The 17,545-nt window shown below is 51.7% G+C and carries 15 protein-coding genes and 1 tRNA gene; 9 read left to right on the forward strand and 7 right to left on the reverse strand.

Going from position 1 to position 17,545, the window contains the following annotated elements; all coding sequences use genetic code 11:
• Positions 1-125 precede the first annotated feature (125 nt).
• From FD28_RS06665 to FD28_RS06680, 5 genes are all read left to right on the forward strand, one after another.
• Positions 126-198, forward strand: a tRNA-Thr gene (locus FD28_RS06665).
• 945 nt (positions 199-1,143) lie between these two features.
• The gene (locus tag FD28_RS06670; protein WP_057733864.1) at positions 1,144-4,545 is read left to right on the forward strand and encodes a MucBP domain-containing protein; all 3,402 of its coding nucleotides are present in this window, start codon (positions 1,144-1,146) and stop codon (positions 4,543-4,545) included.
• Between the two features lie 83 nt (positions 4,546-4,628).
• Positions 4,629-4,781, forward strand: coding sequence for a hypothetical protein (locus FD28_RS13235; protein WP_157059862.1), 153 nt, complete (start codon positions 4,629-4,631; stop codon positions 4,779-4,781).
• 239 nt (positions 4,782-5,020) lie between these two features.
• Positions 5,021-5,917, forward strand: a complete 897-nt coding sequence (locus FD28_RS06675) for a C39 family peptidase (protein WP_057733867.1) — start codon at positions 5,021-5,023, stop codon at positions 5,915-5,917.
• Positions 5,918-6,158: 241 nt separating this feature from the next.
• Positions 6,159-6,995, forward strand: a complete 837-nt coding sequence (locus FD28_RS06680) for a hypothetical protein (RefSeq protein ID WP_057733869.1) — start codon at positions 6,159-6,161, stop codon at positions 6,993-6,995.
• A 353-nt stretch (positions 6,996-7,348) separates the two neighbouring features.
• Here FD28_RS06680 and FD28_RS06685 read toward each other — a convergent pair whose 3' ends face one another.
• The 4 genes from FD28_RS06685 to FD28_RS06700 form a co-directional block, all read right to left on the reverse strand.
• The gene (locus FD28_RS06685; protein ID WP_057733871.1) at positions 7,349-7,867 is read right to left on the reverse strand and encodes an NUDIX hydrolase; all 519 of its coding nucleotides are present in this window, start codon (positions 7,865-7,867) and stop codon (positions 7,349-7,351) included.
• Positions 7,868-7,961: 94 nt separating this feature from the next.
• The gene (locus FD28_RS06690) at positions 7,962-8,600 is read right to left on the reverse strand and encodes a DUF421 domain-containing protein (protein ID WP_057733874.1); all 639 of its coding nucleotides are present in this window, start codon (positions 8,598-8,600) and stop codon (positions 7,962-7,964) included.
• A gap of 3 nt (positions 8,601-8,603) precedes the next feature.
• Positions 8,604-9,050 (reverse strand): DUF3290 domain-containing protein, encoded by a 447-nt coding sequence (locus FD28_RS06695; protein ID WP_057733875.1) that lies wholly within the window; start codon positions 9,048-9,050, stop codon positions 8,604-8,606.
• Between the two features lie 45 nt (positions 9,051-9,095).
• On the reverse strand, positions 9,096-9,977 hold the full coding sequence (locus FD28_RS06700) for a helix-turn-helix domain-containing protein (RefSeq protein ID WP_057733877.1): 882 nt from the start codon (positions 9,975-9,977) through the stop codon (positions 9,096-9,098).
• Positions 9,978-10,082: 105 nt separating this feature from the next.
• On the opposite strand from FD28_RS06700, the gene FD28_RS06705 reads away from it, so the two are divergent.
• Together FD28_RS06705 and FD28_RS06710 are read left to right on the forward strand one after the other, a co-directional pair.
• Complete coding sequence (locus FD28_RS06705) at positions 10,083-11,342, forward strand: MFS transporter (protein ID WP_057733879.1); 1,260 nt, start codon at positions 10,083-10,085, stop codon at positions 11,340-11,342.
• Positions 11,343-11,537: 195 nt separating this feature from the next.
• A complete protein-coding gene (locus FD28_RS06710) occupies positions 11,538-12,872 on the forward strand; it encodes a dihydrolipoyl dehydrogenase family protein (protein WP_057733882.1) in 1,335 nt (444 codons plus the stop codon).
• A 445-nt stretch (positions 12,873-13,317) separates the two neighbouring features.
• On the opposite strand, the gene FD28_RS06720 is transcribed toward FD28_RS06710, so the two are convergent.
• On the reverse strand, positions 13,318-13,761 hold the full coding sequence (locus tag FD28_RS06720; RefSeq protein WP_057733886.1) for an ASCH domain-containing protein: 444 nt from the start codon (positions 13,759-13,761) through the stop codon (positions 13,318-13,320).
• Positions 13,762-13,868: 107 nt separating this feature from the next.
• Here FD28_RS06720 and FD28_RS13240 point away from each other — a divergent pair, with 107 nt between their 5' ends.
• Together FD28_RS13240 and FD28_RS06725 are read left to right on the forward strand one after the other, a co-directional pair.
• Positions 13,869-14,036, forward strand: coding sequence for a hypothetical protein (locus FD28_RS13240; RefSeq protein WP_157059863.1), 168 nt, complete (start codon positions 13,869-13,871; stop codon positions 14,034-14,036).
• Positions 14,037-14,199: 163 nt separating this feature from the next.
• Complete coding sequence (locus tag FD28_RS06725) at positions 14,200-16,020, forward strand: DUF2207 domain-containing protein (protein ID WP_057733888.1); 1,821 nt, start codon at positions 14,200-14,202, stop codon at positions 16,018-16,020.
• Positions 16,021-16,199: 179 nt separating this feature from the next.
• Here the strand turns inward: FD28_RS06725 and FD28_RS06730 are convergent, their stop codons facing one another.
• Positions 16,200-16,403 carry a helix-turn-helix domain-containing protein gene (locus FD28_RS06730; RefSeq protein WP_057733890.1) on the reverse strand — a complete coding sequence of 68 codons (204 nt, stop codon included), beginning with the start codon at positions 16,401-16,403 and terminating at the stop codon, positions 16,200-16,202.
• Positions 16,404-16,414: 11 nt separating this feature from the next.
• Positions 16,415-16,993 carry a DUF2975 domain-containing protein gene (locus tag FD28_RS06735; protein ID WP_057733892.1) on the reverse strand — a complete coding sequence of 193 codons (579 nt, stop codon included), beginning with the start codon at positions 16,991-16,993 and terminating at the stop codon, positions 16,415-16,417.
• Positions 16,994-17,545 lie beyond the last annotated feature (552 nt).

A 17,545-nucleotide genomic window follows, 5' to 3' on the forward strand; every position in this document is an offset into this window, starting at 1 on the left:
ACGCCGATAGTAGTTGGGGGATCGCCCCCTGCGAGGATAGGACGTTGCCACGCGAACGAAAGAACCCAGTGATTGGGTTCTTTTTTTATTGTCATTAATTCGCTAATCGGCGATAATGAGAGTATGCCGCTTTAGCTCAGCAGGTAGAGCGTTTCCATGGTAAGGAAGAGGTCGTTGGTTCAAATCCGACAAGCGGCTTAAGGTGAAATCGAAATGGGCCAGTGTTGAGGTGTTTTTTCAACGCTGGCCCTTTTTGACGCACCCAGGATCACACAGGTTACAGCAGACGATAGCGGCCCTTACCGGCTGTCTAAACCGGTCGTCAGTAGCTGGAATAAACTGCATTGACTGACAGTTGTGTTGCCACAACGGCAGTCGTTTAACCATCGTGTGTGACTGGCAAAAAACATCGCCGGTTGCGTAATTATTGCAAGGTTTAATCGCAGAGATGGGACGATCAGTCATAACGTTACTAGGAGATGCCCATTGGCCGCGCCTGTTTCTAATAGAAGTGCACCTGATTTTAGTAAAGATGACATTGTATGGCTAACCAGTTCTAATTTTGGTAGGGAGATAGTCGAAAAATGACATGATTTCGTTGCTGGCGGTAGTCGTTCAAGGCAACCGTGTCACCCCATATCAACCAACCACGTCATCCGGTGACGATTCAGTAGGGAAAGTTCCGTTTAGCTAGCAGCAATTGTGGACTATACCACTTTTGTGAGATGAAATTTTTTATTGCAAAGATGGTGACTAATCATGGCCTACTAGAAGACGGCAATAGGGTGTCTATAAGTGGCGCTCGATCGCCATGTACGGCAAGAAACCACTCTATAACAGGCTTATATTCAACGGTTATGGTGAAATTTTGACAACAATTAAGCCCCAACGTCATTTTAACCGATAGCCATCTTTTTGGCCTGAAATTCAGACTTTTATAAAGGTATACCAATCCCGCTATTCACAAGGGATTACGGTACATGGAACGTCATTTAGGGAGTCATCGTTTAACGGCGATGATTCCCTATTTGATTACATATGTCAGAACTTGTTTTCTTCTTTTGGTTAACCTGATAGGATATTAATCATCGGAGAAAGAACAACAGGCAAAATTAAGTTAAATGACTTTGGAGGAAAAAAGTAATGGCACAAAATGTACGAGCGAGTTTATGGTTGACGGCGGCAGCAGCATTGGTGGGGACGGGGCTCTTTATGGACACATCCACGGTTAGTGCTGATGTCACGGATAAGACCAAGACAAGTCACGTAAGTAGTCGGCGAGCATCGATTAGTGATTGGATGCCAAGTCCAGAGATGCAAAAAATCGTTTTGAAAACGCTTCAGCAAATGGGGAAGCGGGTTAAAACGGTTGAAGATATCAAGCCCTCACACATGAATGATATTACAGAAATTATTGTTGATAAGGAAAGCGTTGTGGGGAGTGGTGTTCAGAGTCGCGTGCCGGTAAGTTTGGAAGGGCTAGAGAAAGCAACTAAGCTGCACACTTTAATTTTGGACGGGGCAGTGACGAATTATGACAATAATGAGAATGTCTCATATGGTGAGCATCCTATCGTTTCGCCACGTGGGAATGTCACTAATGTGAAACCGTTAAAAGATTTGAAGAACTTGCAGACCTTGAAATTACCAAACAACCGACTGTCGGATGTTCGCCCATTGGCAGGTGTGACTTCGATTCGGGACTTGGACTTAAGCGGATGTCAAATTGAAGACTTCGGTGTCTTAAGCCTTTTGTCCTTAGATAGCTTTAACGGTGATAACCAATTGATCTCGAAGTCAGTGTTATTGAGCGACAACCGATTAGCTGGTCGTATTGAGAACAAAACAACCACGATTGATAGTCGGCGATACGTTATGCATCCTATTGACGAGAACAAGATTGCCCTGCCAATGTATACCGAAGAAACGCGACAGAAGGAAAATGGGACCCTGCTTTCAAAGACGCCATTCTATAAGATCCACTTTAGCGGTGGTAAAGGTGTTGAAGATCGTGCGCAAGGGCTGACTTTCGACAAATTAGAATATCAAGAAAGTGTTAGTTCAGATGACAACTTCACGGATGGCCAACTGACTAATTCGGCGGTCGTTAAAGATCGCTATGCCATGCTTGGAGAAATTCGGGATAGCATTAATCCTCACCGTGTTTTGTGGACGTTCGTGGTTCATTACCGACTCAAGGATGATTCAGAACCAGTGAAAGTTTCTTACGTAGATACCGAGGGCAACAAGATTAGCGAAGATGAGTTGCTGAAAGGTGGGCTTGGTGAAGAGTACGATGCACAACCGAAGGATATTGAAGGTTATGTCTACAAGGAGACCCAGGGAGAGTTAACTGGGAAATTTAGTGATAAGGAACAAACCGTTGTTCACGTGTTCCAAAAGGTGAATAGTAACGATGGTGATGACTCTGACAGTGATTCAGACGGCGATAACGGCTCCGACTCTGGTAATGGCTCAGATGGCGATAATGGATCTGACTCCGGCAATGGATCAGACGGCAGTGACGGCTCCGACTCCGGTAACGGTTCAGATGGCGGCAATGGCTCGGACTCTGGCAACGGTTCAGACGGTGGCGATGGTTCCGACTCTGGCAACGGCTCGGACGGCAGTGACGGCTCCGACTCCGGTAACGGTTCAGACGGCGGCAATGGCTCCGACTCTGGCAACGGTTCAGACGGCGGCAATGGCTCCGACTCTGGCAACGGTTCAGACGGTGGCGATGGTTCCGACTCTGGCAACGGCTCGGACGGTGGTAATGGCTCTGACTCTGGGAATGGTTCAGACGGCAGCGACGGTTCTGATTCCGGTAACGGTTCAGACGGTGGCAATGGTTCCGACTCTGGTAACGGTTCAGACGGCAGTGATGGCTCCGACTCCGGTAACGGTTCAGACGGTAGCGACGGTTCTGATTCCGGTAACGGTTCAGACGGTGGCAATGGTTCCGACTCTGGTAACGGTTCAGACGGCAGTGATGGCTCCGATTCCGGTAACGGTTCAGACGGTAGCGACGGTTCCGATTCTGGCAACGGCTCCGATGGTTCTGGTGGTGGCAATGTAACGGGCCCAGGAACCGGTGGTGGTAATGGAAACGGTGGTCATCCAGGTGACGGCGACGGTGACGGTGATGGCGATGGCAGTGGCGACGGCGATGGCGGCGACGGCAGTGACGGTTCCGATTCCGGCAACGGTTCCGACGGTGACAATGGCTCCGATTCAGGTAACGGTTCCGATGGTGGCGATGGTTCCGATTCCGGCAACGGCTCAGATGGCGGTAACGGCTCCGATGGTGGCGATGGCTCCGATTCCGGTAACGGTTCGGACGGCAGCGACGGTTCCGACTCAGGTAACGGTTCGGACGGTGGCGATGGCTCCGACTCTGGTAACGGCTCCGATGGTGGCGATGGCTCTGATTCCGGCAACGGTTCAGACGGTAGCGACGGCTCCGATTCTGGCAACGGTTCAGATGGCGGCAATGGTTCCGACTCTGGCAACGGTTCAGATGGTGGCGATGGTTCCGACTCCGGCAACGGTTCAGATGGCGGCAATGGCTCCGACTCCGGCAACGGTTCGGACAGTGGCAATGGTTCCGATTCCGGTAACGGAGATGGCAACGGCGGCTCTGGTAACGGAGATGGCAACGGCGGCTCTGGCAACGGGAACGGCAATGGCGGCTCTGGCAACGGAGATGGCAACGGCGGCTCTGGCAACGGAGATGGCAATGGCGGCTCTGGCAACGGAGATGGCAATGGCGGCTCTGGCAACGGCAACGGTGGCTCTGGTAACGGAGATGGTAATGGCGGCTCTGGCAACGGAGATGGCAATGGCGGCTCTGGTAACGGAAACGGCAATGGTGGCTCTGGTAACGGAAACGGCAATGGCGGCTCTGGTAACGGAGATGGCAATGGCGGCTCTGGCAACGGAGATGGCAATGGCGGCTCTGGCAACGGAAACGGCAATGGCGGCTCTGGCTCCGGAAACGGCAATAGTAATGATTCAGGTTCCGGTTCTGGCAATGGCAACGGCTCTGGTTCCGGTAACGGTTCTGGTAATGGCGGTTCTGGCAACGGAAACGGCTCCGGTTCTGGTAGCGGTAATGGCAACGGCGGCTCTGGCAACGGTTCCGGTAATGGTAATGGTACTACCGGCTCCGATAGCGGTAGCACTGGGGGCACTGGCCAAGCGGATACTGCCAATGATACCGAAGACCAAGACGTTTCTGGTTCAGCAGCAGATGAATTGGCGGATACTTCCGGTGGCAGTGGAAGTGGAAGTAGCAGTGACACCGGCAGCGGTAGTGGTTCACCAGTTGGGCTAAGTTATGGTGGTGGTTCCGGTTCATCAGGTTCTACTGGTGGCGGTGGTAGTTTGGGCCACACCAGTGGTTACAGTGGTGGCAGTGGTTCTAGCGTTGGTGGTGGCACGTTGCCACAGACTGGGGAACAACAGTCTAAGTTAGCTTGGATCGGCGCACTGCTTGCGGTCTTCACGCTTAGTGGCTGGAAGAAACGGCGCGACCACGACTAGCAAAGTGAATCAGCAGATAGAAGAGGATTAACTCAACAAATTAACCCATGTTTAGCAGATATAGAGAAAAAGGAGGATATATCATGCGTTTAAAGGGAATGACTAAACCAACTTCAGTTGACGACTTGGAATTGGATTTCACGCCACTTGACTGGTTGGGGACGATGTTAGCGACTTGCAAATATGGTGGTCAAGGCTGTTCAACAACTAGAAAGTCACAGTCTCATCGCGACTAGATAATCTTAATCTTTTTAAAACCCGTGTTCTTTTGGCAAACCTTGCTGAAGGGGCACGGGTTTTTACATACCCCATGCTGACCTTGTCTTGGGGGGATCTCTCGCTGTATACTGGTTTTACGTCATCTGTTTGATCTTGGGGCGCGTTTCCGTACCCATTATGACGCAATATGATAGCTTGAAAGTTAGAACCTAGGCCGTCCATGGCCGCGTCAACTAACGGAGAAGGGGTTACTCGAATGTTTAAGAAAATGGGGGTCGCACTGTTAATCGGTGTCACCCTGGGGAGTTTGGGGCTAGTGACTGCTCAAGCCGCTACGCAACAGATTGTTTCTCAAAAAAAGGTCACGAAATATGGTCGGGTTACCGGCAATCTTAAAGGGCAGATGTACACCTTTCAATCGCGGGCGGGAGAACTGACCATGACGGTCAACCATCGTTTGGCAAGCTTCCCCAAGACCGCTTGGGTGGTTAGCAAGACGGCCTACGTCCAGAAGGCAAATGGCAAGCAATACCAGTATGATTACGTGACCGCCCTGGGAGCGAAAAAGTCTTATTCGGGTTGGGTCGGGCACAAGGATCTTAAAACACCCTCTACGGTGAAATTGAACGCGCCCTACATCAGTCAAAACGCCGTTAAGGCTTGGATGGGGTGTGAATCAGCGAGCCTCCTGGAAGGGTTGCACGCTAAAGGTGTGTTGCGGTCGACGGGGTTGGTGGCTTTTATGAAGCACTTACCACGAAGCAAGAATAACAATCCGAACAATGGGTTTGCAGGGAGTCCCTACAAGGTGACCCCCGGTGTGTTCCAATCCATTTTTCCTAAGCCGTTAGCAAAATGGGGCAATCGCTATACGCCCGTTAAGAATGTGAGTGGCGCCAAGCTCAGCCAATTGCGGGCACAACTGCGGTTACATAATCCAGTTGTGGTTTACGTGACCTTACATTTTGCTAAGGCCCAGTATGGCCATTACTTCTGGGGGACTGGCATTAATAACAGTCATGTGATGTTGTTGGATGGTTACAAGCGCGGGTACTACCACGTGGCCGATCCTAACCAAGGGAAGTATTGGGTTTCAGCTCACAAGTTTGCACGAAGTTACAACTATAAACACTTCGCGGTCGCGGTCCAATAGCGGTCAATGGTTAACCGTTAAACGTCTAATTGGAGAAATGAGCGGTCATCCTCATATAAATGAATTAATTTTGGAAATGCTGTTAAATCAACGTTTCTTCGAGAAGGAATCACTGTCTGTAGACAGCGGTTCCTTTTTTGCTGGTCATCATCGATTCTTGTTTTCTTCCGATGATTAACTTGATAATATATTGATTATCGACAGCGGAAAATAAACAGACGCGGAGCTTGGGGGAGAAGAGATGACGCAAAAGGGAAGAATAAATCTGTGGCGTACCGTGGCAGTTGTTTTGGTTGGAACGGGGATGTTTACGGAGCAACTAGTGGCCCAGGCCAACGTTTTGAGAACGGAACAGACGCCAACCAAGGCTAAAATAACGACTGACCGTCAATCTCCCCCCGAACCGGAATCGACCGCTCAAGATGGGGAAACAACCATTGCTGATAATACCGACTCGGAAGGGCTTAATGACTCAGAGGGGGCGACTGAGCATTTGGATGACAGCGAAGGTATGCCTGATAACGCGGGTAGTTCTGATTCGGCGGGGGCAAACACCCCGGTGAGCAATTCTGATTTTGAAGGCATCGGTGATACTACCAGTGACATCGAAGCGGATGAGCCTGACAAGGGTAGTAGTAACAGCTCTTCAAAGCCGGATACAGCTAAGCCTACTGGCCATAATAGCAGTAACGAAGTCAGCAGTTCCAACGGTAGTTCAGGGAGCAGTAATGGTCACGGCAGTGCTGGTGACACTCAGAGCAGCAACACCGGTAACGGTCAGAAGCGGCCCCCTAAGGCAACTGACGTGGATAGAGTCACGGCGACCACAGTGAGAAAAACGAAAATGACACGCGCCGCTAAAATAGCTAACGATTACTTTGCTGGCGGTAACGTTGAGGACCTTCAAAGCCCCGATATGATCCGCAACGGAGACCCAACAGCTTCAACGACAGATGATGATGACACCGCTGATTGGCCACAGGCTGGCAAAACACACGCGAAGCTGGGCTGGTTGAGCGGCCTAATGGGCGTCTGTGCTCTGGGCTTTTGGGGATACTGGTGTAAGCGACTGGAATAAATTTTTTAAATTATTAGCGAACAGTGGCCCAACAAATGGTCGGTGGGGAAGACGTGAACGAGGCGCCGTTTAAAGATGCCTTCAGAATATCACGTTTAGCTGGTATAGACAACATGAGATTGCCTACTGGGCAGTCGGCAATGATACTTGTGAAATGGGAATGTAGCCCAAGTTCCCTTTTTACCCGACTCTTCATCTTGAGATGGGGGGCTTTGTGATTAAGAAAATAAGGAGAAGCGTCCACAACAAACTGGCTTGTGCCCGCTCATGGCAAAATAGAATTGGCTCGTTCAGAATTCCAACAATTCCGAACGAGCCAATTTTTTACGTGATGTCTTATTCTCTGAAATAGATTAAGTGACGTGTCGCAGATGATGCCAAGCCCGGTCTAGCTCGGTCGTGTAAGGGTCAAAACCGATCTGATGAAGGTGATCGTGGGCGTCCGCGCGGTCAAAGAAGGCGACCCGCTGGAGTTCATCGTGCTGAACTGTAAAGTCCGCCGCCGTTCGTTGGGTCTGAAAGGCAAACCAGGCACTGACCCAATGAGAATGGGGAGTAATAAGGTAATTGTCGGCTGCAACTACGGGGATGTCCCAGCCAATTTCCTCGGCCATTTCGCGGTGCATAGCCATCTCAATATTTTCGCCTGCCTGAACCGATCCGCCGACTGAGGAATCCCAGTAGCTGGGGAAATAGAGCTTGTCGGGGGATCGTTGCTGCAAGAGAACTTGACCAGCAGCATTGAAGATAAAGGCGTTAACGACCAAGTGATATTCGCCCGGCGCTAGGGTTTCCTCGCGGCGTCGGGTGCCAACGCATTGAAGTTGGCGGTTGTAGATTTGCCAGTTTTCCAGCAAGCGGTCTGCGGCCATGCGGCATCCCTCCTCGATATCTTTACATCAAGCGTACCACTTTTAGGGTGAACAAATAACCGGATAATTAAATCAAGCGCCGCGGCTTTCCGTATTAGGATTCGGTGTAGCGGGTGATTTCGAATTGGTGGTTTTCGTATTTTGCCATGTAGACATCACGAACGTTTTTGATGCCGCGCTGGGACAGCTGATCCAGCAGCCAGGTTTCATCGTGATTCATCAGTTCCAAGACGTCTTGGTCAATCTGGCCATCCACAATAATGGGGTAGCGGATAGAGCCGTCTCCCTGGCGAAGGACGGTGAGGCTCCCGTTCTGTTCGACGATGGCCCGTTTGACGTCATCGAGCTGATAGACGCCGGCCGTCCGGAGTTTGAAGTCGATTTCTTTGGCGGAGAGGTTGGCCTTTAAGCAGTTGTGAACCAGGAGCTTTCCATCTCGGACCACTGTGATGGGACCACCGTCGATAAATTTACCAATCACCCGAACGTGAATCTTGAGGTAGCGGGTCACTAGAATCAGTAGGGACCAGATCAGGAGTACCAGGACGAATTGCAGTAGGGTGACCGCTGAGTTATAAATGACCCCACCGACAATTCCCCCCAAGACGTAGTTCTGAACCTGATCGATGGCCGAGGTCGGCGCCAAGTTTCCCTTTCCGGAAAAATTGATGAGAACCGTCATAAATAGGAAACCAACGACTAATTTAATAAAAACATCTGAATAAACAAACATAGACTACTCCTTTACCAGTTTAATCTTAGGATCCGCCAACGTGAGCTTCTCTAGAACAAAGGCGCTGCCATCCGAGCTATACACCAAGCGATAGTAGCCCTTGGGTGACTTTACCAAGAGGTCACTTCCCGTAGAGGTAGCATTGATACTGAGCCTTTCCGGTTTGACATGGAGCTGCCGGGCGACCTGTTGCACGGTTGCTGTGATCTCGCCTGTTTGTTTAGTCGCAGACTGGAGCGAGACCAGTCCGTTGATTTGAAGGCCGAGGACTAGTAATAATAAAGTCGCGGTGATAATACTCAGGTCCTTATATTTCACATTCCACTGATGCCGGAGGTAGTAAACGAACAGCCCAATAAAAACAATTAATAGGGCAATCAGCAGGCCAATCCGCACGTATTGCCAGGTGTTGTGGTGTGTTGTGAGATAGCTGTAAGTATAGAAAGTCATGGTGTTCCCCCTCTAAACGGTTACTAGAGATTATTTTAGCACAGATTATTTCTGGCGTTGGTGATAGGCTGCGGCGCGTTTGTTCCAAGTGCTGAGCAGGGTATCAATCCCTAGTTTGAAACGCGTGCTGGGGATCTGGCGTAGCGCTTCGGCACGGTTAGCAGCCACCGTGGGATCGCCGAAATAGCCTTCCCAGATCCACAAGGAAAGCTGTTGATCGAGGTTGCCGTCACTCGTGAAGTGGGCCGTTTCTCCCGCTAAAAGTTGCGACTTAAATTGTTGTGCCGTGGCATATTGTTGGTGATTCAAGAGGAGTTGTAGGGCGACCAGGTCGAAAGCAGCGCGTGCGTCCATCACGTGAAAGGGATCGGCTTCTGCCGAAACGTAGCGTTCACAAGCCAGGTGGTACTTACGAATCGTTGCCGCCAGGGGCTGCTTCTTTTGAACCGTCAGGACGAGGATGATTGGTCCAAAGTCAATTTCCTGCAGCGTCCAGGTCTTGGTCAGGGTTAGTTGTTGCCAGAGTTGCGCCATCGCGGGGGTTGCGACCATTTCTCGTCGATCGAAAGCCATGATGAGGACGTTGGCGAGGACGGCCATTTGGCGTTCCGCGGGGTTATCGCTGTGGGCGTACCGCGTCGCGAGGTGGCTGATTCGCGGGAAGTTTTGCTGATCGTAGGCCAACATGATCTGACTACGGGCCAATTCACTCGCGGTGGCCTGGTAGTCGTTTTGAATGAAGCGAAATTCGTTGGCGCTTACACCTAACCGGTCGAGAATCAAGAAGAGCTTTCCGGCGGTGAGATCGTGCTGGCCGCTCTCCAGCCGGATGGCGAAGGAACGGGAGATGATGTCGCCGTAGACGTCTTTTTGCGTAAACCCTTTGGCCTGGCGGATTTGTTTGAGCGTGGTTCCGATCGGTTGCATGGTAAAATTCCTCCTTAACAGACGTGGCAAATTTGCTACATATTAGACGGCTTATGGTGCCCAATGACGACTACAATGGTTTTCAACAGAAGGGAGCGATCACGCATGGACGTTCAGATTAGCAATCGCCAGTCAACGATTCAGATTGTCAAGGCGGCAAGTAGCGACATTATCGGGACGTTGGGGGGTGACACGTTTAGTTTTGCCGTGGGGCTGATGCTCTTACACAGGACCCACTCGGCCATTAGTTTTGGGCTGGGGTCCATCATTTATCCCGTGATTGGGCTACTGCTGGTCATGCCGGTGGGCAACCTGGTTGATCGGCGTCGGCACAAGCCATTGATCCTGATGAGTAAGGGCGTTGCGATTGCGGCGGTTCTACTCTATGCCGTGCTCACGACGCAGGTAAATGCCCCCATGCTCTTAGCGGTGGGACTCCTCATCATAACGGCTTGTTGTGACAAGATCACCAATACCACTTTCACGGCGTCCGTTCACGAGTTGGTGAATGACAATCACGTGAAGACACTGGCCACGATTGAACAGGCGGCGACCGCCGGCATTCAACTCGTGGCGCCGTTACTATCCGCGATGCTCTACGGCTGGATTGGGTTTGAAGGTATCGTGCGGGTTGAAATCGTTGCCGAAATTTTAACCTGGTTGATTGCCCTCAGCATGCGATTCCATCCGCTTAAGACGACCGAGGCGGTCGAGGATGACGCCGCTCAGGGCCAGTGGGATCAGTTTAAGATTGGCCTGCTGTACATCCGCAATCACTTCACGTTGCTGTCGGTCGTGACCATGGGAATCTTCCTGAATTTCTTGTTGGCGTCGATCGATGTGGGCCTGCCCTATGCCATTGTTCAGACGCGGCATCTCGGTAATGCGCGGCTGAGCTGGATTTTGAGTGCCTTTTCCGGGGGTGTTTTACTGGGAAACCTGGTGCTTGCCGTTCTGCCAAAATTCAAAAATGTCCTACTCGCCGTTTTACGGCTGTCGATGGTCATCGGCAGCCTCATCGCGGTGATTGGCGGCATCTTCATGGTCCCGATCACGGACTCGGTTTTGATGATCAGTTTAATCGGTATCGCGTTGGTGATTGGGCTCACGCTGGCCTTTGTCAATACGCCCATGTCGGTCTACATGCAGATGACCGTGCCCACTAAGCTATTGGGCCGTGTGGGGTCCACCTTTTCCACCCTCATGCAATTGGCCTTACCCTTAGGCACCGTGGCGTACGGCATCTGCTTTCAGAATCTTCCCGTCGGTCCCGTCTACTTGGTGACCGGGCTGGTCATTGTGGGCTATATTGCGCTGAATCTCCGGTCAGTCCAACGTCATTACCGCCGTCAAGCGGATGAATAGCGCTACTCGGGGACGACGGTGGTAGCCGTGGTGAACAAACAAATCAGGCCGAGATTCCCCAGTTCCGTGCTAAACTTGAACCAAGATTATGTGGCGGTAACCAGCATTTTATGGGTTAAGTGATCAAGCCGGTTACCCAGTAAGCTCGATATCCTGATCGTCAGAGTAACTTTCAAGAAGGGAAGGTTTTAGCAGATGCAAGAGTTCGATATCGTTGTGATTGGTGGTGGCCCCGGTGGTTTAGCCGCGGCATATGGGTTACACGCACGGGGAATGAACGTTGCGGTGGTCGAAAAGGACCTTTGGGGTGGCACGTGTCCCAACCGGGGATGCGATCCCAAGAAAATTCTGATGGCGGCCGTTGAGACGCAGGGCCACGCTGAGGCCTTGCAAGGACACGGTCTGACCAGTGTGCCGCAGATCGACTGGCCGGCCTTGATGGCAGCCAAGCGGGCTTATACGGAGAAGATTCCCGGTGGAACACACAGCGGGCTAGAAGCCGCCAAGATTGCGACTTTCCATGGTGCGGCTAGCTTCAACGACGATGGCACGCTGACGGTGGGAAATGACCAACTGAACGCGGCCAACTGGATCGTGGCGACCGGCCAGGAACCACGGATTCCGGCAATTACCGGGTCGGAGTGGTTAAATACCAGCAATGAGTTCTTGGATCTCGACCATTTGCCCGCCGACATTACCCTAATGGGTGCCGGCTACGTGGGCGTGGAACTCGCCGCAATTGCCAATGCTGCCGGTAGTCAGGTTCATCTGATTCACCACAGTGATCGCCCATTACGGGCCTTCGATGGCGATCTGGTCAAGGACCTTTTGTCGCGGTTAAAGGCGGACGGGGTCGATGTGCAGTTGAACACGGCCATTACGACCGTGGCGCCGGATGATGATGAATTCAAAGTGACCACGGCGGCCGGCGATAGCTGGACGACGGGGATGGTCTTTGCCACGGCTGGCCGGAAGCCCGTTGTGGATGAGCTCCACCTTGAGCGCGTGAACGTGGCGACCACACCGCGCGGGATTACCGTGAACGGGCAGTTGCAGACCACCAATCCCCACGTCTTTGCGCTGGGAGATGTCGTCGATCGACCACAGCCTAAGTTGACACCGGTGGCTGGCTTTGAGGGCCGCTACTTGACACAAACACTGACCACCCGTGACGCACCAGAGATCGTCTACCCGACGATTCCCTCAGTGGTCTATGGTAAGACCCAGCTAGCGCAATTGGGCGTCACCACTGCAGAGGCGGCGGAGACACCAGATAAATACCAAGTGAACGATCTTGATCTAACCCACTGGTACAGCTACCAACGGCTTCAAGACCCGCACGCACGGATTAAAGTGGTTGTGGATAAAGCCACCGCCCATATCGTGGGTGCGGCGGTTCTGAGCAGTGAGGCCGAACAGGTCATTAACTACCTGGACTTTGTGATTACCAATCACATGAGTAGCGCCGATATCAGCCAGACCATCACAGCCTACCCGACATTGGCTTCGGATCTGACTTACTTTAACTAGGCATCTAAAACTTGGTAAGCATTCGCGCCATTAAATTAGGCAAAATTGGCTGCACTGCGGCTGCCAGGGATTCCGCCTGCTGTGGGGACGCTTCAGCCTGGAAGATCACCAGTCTTCTCGCTCGATTTGGAGCCACGAAGAACACGTGTCTCCAAAGTCGCCCGTGCTGTAAACTGGCTGAAAAAACGCCAGTTAACACCACTTTCACGGCCGGCTCCATCCCTGGCCTCCTCCGGCGCTGATTGTGTCTTATCGCAACAACGGTTAGAAAATATGATGGCATAGCGTTTTTGGCCCGGTTGATAACGACTTTGAGTCATTATTTCAGTCGTCTAAAAACACTGAGTAACTAGAGAGGCCGGTGGTTATGAGCTCAGACGTATCTGAGACATTCCGGCTCAATTTTGGCGAACGGTAAGGTGGAAAAGGCCATGTTGTCTGTGCTTTAGTCGACACGGACAAAGACCTCACAGTAACAGGGAATATCCTCGGTAAAGATCCGCCCCTCCTGACGGTAAGCGGCTTGAAAGAAGGCGCGGTGTTCCCGTCGCCAACTGGCGAGGGTGCGGTCGTCTTCACCCTCGTGATAGGCGTGCTCGGCACTGACTTGATTGAAGGGGATGGTCTCGACGACCTTGGTCTGGGTCACACAGATGGGCTGGTCGTGACCATCGAGGATCACGTTGTACTCGCCGACGAAGGGGAGCGGTTCATCGGCGGTGTAGAGGTCAAGCGCGGAAGTCGTCGCGGTTTTGGTGCCAGCCGCAATCAGGTGAGCCAGAATCGTCGCGTTTTCATCGGTACTGCCCATGGCGTAAGTATCGTGGTGATTGGTTTTGATTTCGGGATGACGGGATTTAAAATCCTGCCAAAAAGTGTCAACGTCCATTATAAATAACCTCCTTAGTAAATTAGACTTAGTTTACTGCTTGTGATTGAGCGAGACAACTTAAGTTTAGCGACATTAGCAGACACATCAGTCATGGAGATGATGACATGGAAAAGAAGACCGGTATTTCTGGTGGGGTGATTTTGGTTCTACTCCTGGCAATTAATACGGCCCTTAATTTAAACGTGGGATTCAAGTGGGCAATCGATATCGTGGGAATTGGGTTACTTGTGTTCGCTTTGGGCCAACAGAATTGGTTTGGAAAAAAGCATTAGTTTTAGACTACAGGCGCACCGCTGGCGAAATGGCCCGGGTGCGCCTTTTCATTTGGTCAAGAGTTATTGGCTAATTAACTAACCACCTTAATCCGTGGTGCTCCCAGTCATATACCCGCTTAATTGGGCGTATGATGCTATCGGATATAAGGGGGGATGACCGATGATCAGACAGTGGCTAAAAGGCTTGTTGGTGGGGGTGCTGCTCGTCTGCGGTGGACTCGTGACGAGCAGTACGTCAGCCCACGCGGCGGTACCCTATACGCTCAAGCCCATGCGGGTGACCGCGCTGATTTTACGCAATGGGGATGCCAACGTGACGGAAACCATGACCTATCATTTCAACGAAGACTATCAGGGCGTCTACAATACGGTGGCTTTACGCGGACTTCGGGGTGGTCAGTTGGTGGCCGTCAACTACCAGCTTAATCGCCGGCCGGTTGTGACGGCGCAGGCCGCCACGACCCATGCCGCCCGGACGTATCAGCTTACGCGGACGGCGGCACAGCTCAAAGTTCAGCTGCATCAGCCAGTCGGTGTTGGCGATCAATTGCGGGTAACTTACCGGTACCATTTGCGTGGCTTGGTCACGAATTACCGCGATACCGCCGAGATTAATTGGCGGATAATTGCCAATAGCTGGGCGGTGCCCCTACAGGACGTGACCTTAGTGATCCAACTTCCGGCCAAAAAGGTGGTGGCCCTGCAGGCCTGGACACACGGACCCGCCACGGGCAAGACGCGGGTGGAGCGACGGGCAGGCCGGGTGACGATGACGGTGGCGCAGAATCCCGCCAATACGGCCATTGAGAGCCGCTTGCTTTTCCCCACGCAGGTCACGGCAGCGAATCTACAGCGGCGTGATCGTGCACAGAAGGCAATTGTCCAACGGCAGGAGGCCAAATTAGCGGCGGCTATGCAAGCGCGACAGCGGCAAAAGCGGTTGCGTCAGTTTGTCGGGTACTGGGGACTGGCCAGCGTGGTAGCCGTGACCTTGCTCGGTGCGGGATGGTGGTTGTGGCGTCATCCGGCCAATCGCTATGCGCAACCAACGCCAATTCGCCACTTCTTCGACGTTCCCCAGGTTGCGCCAGGACTGGCGGAAGCACTGGTGGACCTGAGGTGGCCCAGTACGGATGCTTTAACGGGAGACATTATGGCCGCGGCCGGGCGGCAAGAAGTGGCAATCACGACCGAACCGGCGACCGACACCGTGCGCTTGACCAAGACGGGCACGGTAACCAATGCCTTTCTCCAACCGTGCTTTACCCACTTGGGGGCCCACGACAGTTTCACGCTGGCCGAACTTGCGGCCTTTAGCGAAAAGGACGAGCAGGGCCTCGTGGGGCAGTGGTTCCAGGACTGGCAGGGACAAATCAACGTGGCGGCTCAGGACTACCAGGATGCCGCAAGCTTTCGGTACCACCGGTGGTTGTGGTGGCTGGCGCTCGGCTTGACGGGAGAGATTGCTGTGTGGTTGCTCTTCGCTTGGGTGATTGGCCATCAGTGGTTAGTTGAAACGGTGGTGACCAGTGGCCTGTTACTCCTGCTTATCTGGGGCTATTTGCGCGGTCACTGCAAGGTGAGCTACTACAACGCCAAGGGACTACAGGTGGTCAATGAGGTCCGGGGGTTTCGGCAGATGTTAAGGGACGTGGGGCACTTCAACACGGCTAAGGTCGGTGACCTCGTCTTGTGGGCACAGATCCTGCCCTACGCCGCGGCGTTTGGCCTGACGCAACAGGTTACTCAGCAACTGGCTCATGATTTTGGCCAGGAACGCGTGAGTGCCGCGCTCGCGGATGCCTATCCGCTCTACGACGTGGGCAACTTCAATCAGCCCTTGATAGGGATCATCGGCGTTGGCGTGGCCAGTGCCGTCAGCAATAGCTTGCCGGCGGGGGTTAGCCCATCCGGACAGTCGGGGGGCTTCCTGGGCGGTGGCTCTGGTGGCGCCGGTGGTTTTGGCGGTGGGGCTTTTTAAGGGCCGACAGTATGTGGTCTAAAGGTGCTCATCCGGAGATGGCTTGATGGCTTTGACGCGGTAGGGACTAGACTAGGCTCTACTTTAAGCGTGATAATTGATAAAAATAAGCGCACAGCCATTCTTGAAAGATGGTTGTGCGCTTTTTGATGGGTTAGTTGAATCGCTGATGTGTGCGATCAATCAGGAACGTATTTTAAAATATCACCGGGTTGGCAGTCGAGCACCTGACAGATCTTCGCCAACGTGCTGAACCGGATTGCCTTGGCCTTTCCTGTCTTAAGGATCGACAGGTTAGCGGGGGTGATGTCAATGGCGGCCGCGAGTTCACGGCTCGTGATGTTACGTTCAGCCATCACCACATTTAAAGTTAACTTGACCACATAAATCACTCCTAAATGGTTAAATCATTTTCGGTTTTGAGGGTTAAGGTGTAATGATAAATCAGGTAAATGATACCGAGAGTAATAGCATGCCAGGCATCAGAAGCTACTGTACTCCAAGTTGAAGCCAGAATCCCCGTGTTGCCAATCAGATAGAACCAACTCCGGGTGAGTTGATTACCACCTGCTAGGAATAAATCACTGACAATTATGACCACGTTGGCAATCACAAGCTGTTTTAAAGCCTTCTCGTTGGTGATGGAGAAATAGTCTGCCTGTTGGATGTTTTTTAGGATGATGGTGAGTGACTTTAAATTTTTGATCATGGCCCAAATAAAGATGAGCGTGCCGATCAAAATCAAAATGGCATACGGCCAGGAGGGAAAGCTCTGGATCGCGCCAGCTGTGACCGTATTCTGTCCGGGTAGCCTGAGGAAGTCGTCACTGTGCATGATATTTTGTGGAAGTTCCCGTTGAAATGTCAATAGCAGATCGCTTAATGGATAGATGAGCATTGCGTAAGCCGCGACAATGCCAAACCTGAAAAAAACAATTAAACAGTTAATTCCCCAATTTAACCACTTTGACATGGTTAACATCTCCTCAATGAATTATTCATTATCGATAATAGCATATTGTTATTCGATAATCAATGATTGATAGTCAATGTTTTTGCTCTTGACATGTTAGACAGCTAGCTCAAACGGAATATTGTCCATGTTTAGTAATGGGGAGAGGGATTATCTTCTAAGTAAATCGATAAATAATATCAAACTGAAAAGCACCTGACGCCTTCCATTACAGAAGGGGGTCAGGTGTTTTTATGAGGGATAGCAATCTTTAATGATTTGGAAGTGCGGTTGACGAGGCCTGATGTGTGATAGCGTACTGATAGGTGACGTAGATAGCAGCCAAAATGATAAGAATCCCTCCGTCAGCCACAACGTTTGCCCAGGTGGATTGAAATAGGACGTCCACATTAACGCGATGTAACCAGCTTTGGGTGAGTTGGTTACCGCTGGCTAAAAATAAATCACCCAGTATCGCAGCTATTTGGGCAATAATTAATTGTTTTATTTCACCCAGCTAAAGGTTGAAAGTTAAATTGTACAGTAAAGGCCCGGGAAACCGGGCCTTTACTG

The sequence above is a fragment of the Levilactobacillus hammesii DSM 16381 genome (assembly GCF_001434395.1).
In the GTDB taxonomy this organism is placed as follows: domain Bacteria; phylum Bacillota; class Bacilli; order Lactobacillales; family Lactobacillaceae; genus Levilactobacillus; species Levilactobacillus hammesii.

Coding starts and splice junctions, on each gene's coding strand:
- FD28_RS06670 (WP_057733864.1), top strand. CDS start 1,144: ATGGCACAAAATGTACGAGCGAGTTTATGGTTGACGGCGGCAGCAGCA.
- FD28_RS13235 (WP_157059862.1), top strand. CDS start 4,629: ATGCGTTTAAAGGGAATGACTAAACCAACTTCAGTTGACGACTTGGAA.
- FD28_RS06675 (WP_057733867.1), top strand. CDS start 5,021: ATGTTTAAGAAAATGGGGGTCGCACTGTTAATCGGTGTCACCCTGGGG.
- FD28_RS06680 (WP_057733869.1), top strand. CDS start 6,159: ATGACGCAAAAGGGAAGAATAAATCTGTGGCGTACCGTGGCAGTTGTT.
- FD28_RS06685 (WP_057733871.1), bottom strand. CDS start 7,867: ATGGCCGCAGACCGCTTGCTGGAAAACTGGCAAATCTACAACCGCCAA.
- FD28_RS06690 (WP_057733874.1), bottom strand. CDS start 8,600: ATGTTTGTTTATTCAGATGTTTTTATTAAATTAGTCGTTGGTTTCCTA.
- FD28_RS06695 (WP_057733875.1), bottom strand. CDS start 9,050: ATGACTTTCTATACTTACAGCTATCTCACAACACACCACAACACCTGG.
- FD28_RS06700 (WP_057733877.1), bottom strand. CDS start 9,977: ATGCAACCGATCGGAACCACGCTCAAACAAATCCGCCAGGCCAAAGGG.
- FD28_RS06705 (WP_057733879.1), top strand. CDS start 10,083: ATGGACGTTCAGATTAGCAATCGCCAGTCAACGATTCAGATTGTCAAG.
- FD28_RS06710 (WP_057733882.1), top strand. CDS start 11,538: ATGCAAGAGTTCGATATCGTTGTGATTGGTGGTGGCCCCGGTGGTTTA.
- FD28_RS06720 (WP_057733886.1), bottom strand. CDS start 13,761: ATGGACGTTGACACTTTTTGGCAGGATTTTAAATCCCGTCATCCCGAA.
- FD28_RS13240 (WP_157059863.1), top strand. CDS start 13,869: ATGGAAAAGAAGACCGGTATTTCTGGTGGGGTGATTTTGGTTCTACTC.
- FD28_RS06725 (WP_057733888.1), top strand. CDS start 14,200: ATGATCAGACAGTGGCTAAAAGGCTTGTTGGTGGGGGTGCTGCTCGTC.
- FD28_RS06735 (WP_057733892.1), bottom strand. CDS start 16,993: ATGTCAAAGTGGTTAAATTGGGGAATTAACTGTTTAATTGTTTTTTTC.